This window comes from Bifidobacterium sp. POST2/T3 (B1) (assembly GCF_058197115.1).
Window position 1 is genome coordinate 1 of record NZ_JBVPQK010000188.1, and the last position, 5189, is coordinate 5189.

Annotated in this window: 3 protein-coding genes; all 3 read left to right on the plus strand. The window is 48.3% G+C overall.

Annotated features, from left to right (window positions below):
* Positions 1 to 72 precede the first annotated feature (72 nt).
* Positions 73 to 1095 carry a membrane protein insertase YidC gene (gene yidC, locus AC0AP0_RS08650; RefSeq protein WP_445342112.1) on the plus strand — a complete coding sequence of 341 codons (1023 nt, stop codon included), beginning with the start codon at positions 73 to 75 and terminating at the stop codon, positions 1093 to 1095.
* Between the two features lie 180 nt (positions 1096 to 1275).
* Complete coding sequence (locus tag AC0AP0_RS08655; protein WP_490430175.1) at positions 1276 to 1914, plus strand: Jag family protein; 639 nt, start codon at positions 1276 to 1278, stop codon at positions 1912 to 1914.
* 430 nt (positions 1915 to 2344) lie between these two features.
* Positions 2345 to 3229, plus strand: a complete 885-nt coding sequence (locus tag AC0AP0_RS08660) for a 16S rRNA (guanine(527)-N(7))-methyltransferase RsmG (RefSeq protein WP_490430176.1) — start codon at positions 2345 to 2347, stop codon at positions 3227 to 3229.
* The last annotated feature ends 1960 nt before the right edge of the window (positions 3230 to 5189 follow it).

Consider the following 5189-nt stretch of genomic DNA (forward strand, 5'->3'; position numbering starts at 1 on the left):
GTTCTCGTGGTCCAAGGCTCATGAGGAGGCCCGGCTGACCCCCATGGCCCCAGACAAGGAGACGGCCTGACAATGTTCCAAAACAACGACACTTTCACTTTCGATACGGGCATATACGGCTTCTTCTACAAGATCCTGTACCCGATCGAGTGGCTCATGACCTACATCATGACCTACTGCCACAAGTTCCTGACCCTGATCGGGTTCCATAAGGGTCCCGGCGTGGCCTGGGCGCTCTCGGTAGTGATGCTGGTGCTTGTCGTCAACCTGTGCGTGCTGCCGCTCTTCATCAAGCAGCTGCGATCCATGCAAAAGATGCAGGCTCTGCAGCCCAAGCTGATGAAGATCCAGAACAAGTACCGCAACAAGAAGGATCCAGCCAGCCGAGAGGCTATGAGCCGGGAAACAATGAAGGTCTACCAGGATAATCATGCCAACCCCATGGGGTCCTGTCTGCCAATGCTGGTCCAGGGCCCGGTCTTCATGACCATGTTCTACGTGCTTTCGGCTGTGCCCTTCATCGCCCGGGGTAAGCGGGCACCCCTTGGAGCCTTCAATCGACAGGTGGCGCGAGAATTCGAAGAGACCACCTTTTTCGGGCTGCGGATTTCGGACAACTTCATGTCCGCCCAGGGTGCGGGCCGCATAGTCATTGTGGTCTTTATCGTGCTCATGTGCCTGGCCATGTTCTATTCACAGTTCCACAACGTCCGGCGGAACATGCCCAGATCGGCCATGCAGGGGCAGCAATACAAGATGCAGCAGATGATGGCCTTCATCTTCCCGGTCATGTACATTTTTTCCGGCATCTACTTCCCCTTCGCCGTGCTGATCTACTGGCTGACCAACAACCTTTGGAATCTGGGCCGAACCCTCTTCCAGGTCCGCCATATGCCCACTCCTGGTTCGCCGGCCGCAGAGAGCAAAGAGGAGCGAGATCACCGCCATGAAAATGCCCGCCGCAAGCGCCAGGGGCTGCCCTCGTTGGAGGAGGAACAGTTGATGGAGGCCAAGCGGTTGGAAGAGGAGGCCCGAAACAACAAGAACGTCTCCCACCAGCGTTCTCAGCCCCATCGCAAACGTCGCGGCCGTTGATGCGGCTATTGGCGGTGGTGGCCGGCGTGGTGACCCGGCTTTCGGTCGAGCGAATACTGGAGTAGTCTGCAATCATTACGTCCGTGTATCCTCAATACTGGACACTCGATCGGTGACCAGGAATCCAGTAGTGGACCTTAGGTTATGAATCGGATGTAAACGCGTGTAAGGAGAGCATAGATGTCTCAGTCTCTGGACCAGGGAAAGACCATCGAACAACTCAATGAGGAGGCGGATGTCGCCGCCGACTATCTTGAGGGGTTGCTGGACATCGTCGATTACGAGGGCGATATCGAGATGGGTGTGCGCAACCACCGTCCAACCGTGCAGATTGTGGCTGACGACGATACGGACATCAAGCATCTGATCGGCAAGGACGGCGAGGTGGTCGATGCTCTGCAACAGCTGACACGCTTGGCCGTGCAGCAGAAGATAGGGGAGCGCTCCCATCTGATCGTGGATGTAGACGGCTTCCTGCGGCGCAAGCGCGAACATCTTCGCGAGCAGGCCCTGGATGCGATTGACGAGGTTCGTGAGACCGGCGATCCAGTCAATATGAAGCCAATGAACTCCTTTGAGCGCAAAATCGTTCATGACATGGTTCGCGAGGAGGGACTGAAGTCACGCTCCCATGGTGAGGAACCACACCGTTACGTCACCATCTACCTGAAAGCCAAGAGCGAAGGTGAGGACCTGCCTGACGATGTCGAGGACGAGCCAGTCGGGTATGATGCCCCGCTGGATGTGGATGAAACTGATCAGGTCGACGATTCGGCTGACTATGAGGCTGATGAAGATCCTGGGGATACTGATAGGTAGTGACTGGAAAGCCACACAGGGCTATGCATCGATGAAGTATTTATGACGTTGGCTTTTTGGATTGGTCCACTGTTCGGCGCGGTCATACTGTCGAAGTCTGTTGTGCTATCTTCCAGTGCTGTGCTTTTGGCCGGTGTGTAGTGGTGTCTGGCTGCTGATAGTGCTTAGTTTCCCATGCTGCTTAATTCGGATTGCTCTTGGTTGATGATTCTCTATCAGAGACTACCCCCTATGCTGTTCGGCTAGGATGCAGGTGTATGACTCTCGACGCTCTTTTGCGGTTGAAAACTATATGGTGGTAAAGGTCTTAGGAATGCAGCTATTTTCGATTCTGGCATAGTGAAATCCCGCTTGATACGAGACTGCATGATGCCGTCGTTGTCTGCGGTTTTGACTGACTAGACGTGGAAAGTGAATGTGAGGAGTTGAAATGGCCGTTGTGGATGATGAGCTGAATGATAGTCCGCTCTTGAGGCAAGTGCTCGGTGATGCTCTGGTACCCATGCAGCGTTTTCATGACAAGCTCTTACGCGAGGGTGTGGAGAAGGGCATCATCGGTCCTCGCGATGAAGACATTATTTGGGAGCGGCACATACTTAATTCAGCGGCTATTGTGCCTTTCGTGCAAGAGCGATTGAACACTGACAGTCACACGGCAACTGTGGCGGATATAGGTTCTGGTGGGGGCTTCCCAGGTATTGTGCTGGCTGCCTGCCTTCCGCAGTGCAATGTTGTTCTTGTCGAACCAATGGAGCGGCGTGTAATTTGGCTGCAGGAAGTCATTGATGAGTTGCACCTGACTAATACGGTTGTGCTTCGCAAGCGTGCAGAGGATCTGATTCAACAATCCTCCAAGGCTTCGATGAGGCACAACAAAAAGGGTCCACGGAGTCGCCGTCACGGTCGTCGTCGAATCGAGGAACAGCCTGTTTCCGATAACAGCCGTGGCGGTTCTTTAACCTCAACCGCAGCCAGGAATGCTGACAGCCAACAAGGTGTAAATGGCCATGACTCTTCAATGGTGACGGGTGAAGTAGGTCTAGCAGACCCCCACTCCAATCTTTCAATTCCACAGACTTTTGATGTCGTGACATGCCGAGCTGTAGCCCCCATGACTAAGCTCGCCGGATGGACCCTACCTCTTTTACGATCGAGAGGTCAGCTTATTGCGCTTAAGGGTCGTTCGGCACAAGTTGAGCTCGATAAGGCAGCCAAAGAGATAAAAAAATGTCATGGAGAGAATCCACGGGTTTGCCTAGCTCCAGTCGCACCCGGCCTTGAGGATACTCACGTGGTTCTCGTGGACAAGCACTAAAGTACGACGCTGATAGCTTTATTAAATGACTTTGGTGCCTGAGATGCGACTCAATCAGAAGATATGAATAGGCTAAATAAGATAATAAATCATCAGTATTTAACATAGTGCCTTCTTGAAAGCATGAGTAAAGATGACTGATTAAGCTCTACCAGATTCAGTAGGTCTTTTCCAGACGACAGCTTAGCTGATGATCAGTCGACATGAATGGAATGTTGGGCTAAGGGGGAAGCAAGCACGTTGGTGATTTATATTGTTTGCCTAGGTGTGCTTCCAGCTCGAAACTTTCTAGTTTTTGATACTTAAGATTTAAAACAGTGCAATAGATAACAGATAGAATAGAGTGTATCTCATTATATTATTTGAAATAGAGATATCCTGTGTTTTGAATATTATGCACGTCACTTTGCCTCTTTAGTTTTGTTGGGCCGGCGATATCATTGCATCCTGATTTTGTTGTCCAAGCAGTATTAGACTGTTCGTAGGATGTTTTATCTCAGAATTAGGTATACCGCCATCTTTCTATTGTTGGATTAACCGTCTCAGGAGATGTTGTATTTTGGAAGCAGTGGGATTCATGCGCTTATATGCTTCATGTACTAGATCGTCGTAGCTATGCATTTCTTGCTGTACTCATTTATGTATTCCCCTTCTCCAAAGGGGTCTATTGTGTCTATCCCACGTGACGACCTTTGCGGTTTCTTATTAATATTAGTAGAGGTATCACAGATTCTTGCGTATGCATGAAGGTTGCATGAGTTATCGATTAATCAGCTAAGACTAAGTCTTTAAAATAGTCCTGAGAGCGGCAATACCTCTGCTGTGTGGGGTAAAGAGGTAAAGGGATCGAGCTTTAGGAGAGCTAGTCACCAATTTTAGATGTATCCACGAAAGGATGTTTCACGTGAAACATTGTGAAATGTACGTTTTTTTACCCAGTAACACCGAAACTGAGCATCTTTGATAGCAGGCGCAACTGGTCCAAAAGACGCAGCAGACTGTTTGAGTATGTTATACGGGAACATGCGTCCGTCCGCAACTACTAAATTCAAGGCATCTTTAAATACAACAATATTCAGTCTGCGCTTCCAATGGATGCTTTATATATGTAGAGATAGATCGTAATGTTTCACGTGAAACTATCAACTCAGAATGAAGCAATCAGGATTAGGGTTATTGAAGTAAAGGCAAAAGGATGTTGTAATGCCTTATATATCTTCTTCAGGGAAAGGTTGTCAATGGTTTTGCTTCTTAGTTGCTTTCTTCAACCATAATCACACGAAGTAAATATAGTGCTGACGGATACATTGAAGCATTTTGTTTAACAACTTCAAAAACTAATCCTTAAAATTGAATATCAAGTTCTGTTCCAGTGATCCGTCAGTAATATCGTTGGTAGGCAAACAGATTACGAAAATAAAATATACAAAACTAAATCGCCTAATTACGTCCGTCGACAATTAACGGGGTAACGATACTTTCCAGACAATATAGATGTTTCACGTGAAACAGCATATTGCCGTACAGTTGTATGAGGTTTGTAGTTCAAAGGTTTAATTAGAGAATTACGGCAGCATTTATAATAGCTATCCAACAGGTGGATGAAATCATTGACTATAGCCATGAATAGTGCTGCTCAATTTGGTGACGTAGTTCATTTATCAATTTGCTGCTAATAAGTTATGCACAATTTTGACTTGACGCTTGAATTATCCACATCGTCGTTTGTAGACCATGGCATGGGATGTGAAGCGTCAGACTTGTCAATAATCACAAGGCAAATCTAATAATCTAGGAGAAGGGTCAGCCGCTGTGGCGTCGTTGGGTCTATCCACACTTATCCACAGTTATGAACAGTGACCGTGTATAACTATCAGCCGTTTTGACATGTCCAACTAGGACGGGAAAATTGAATGGTTATCAAAAGGAGGAAGGTTCGTGACCGCATCGAAGAAGGTGA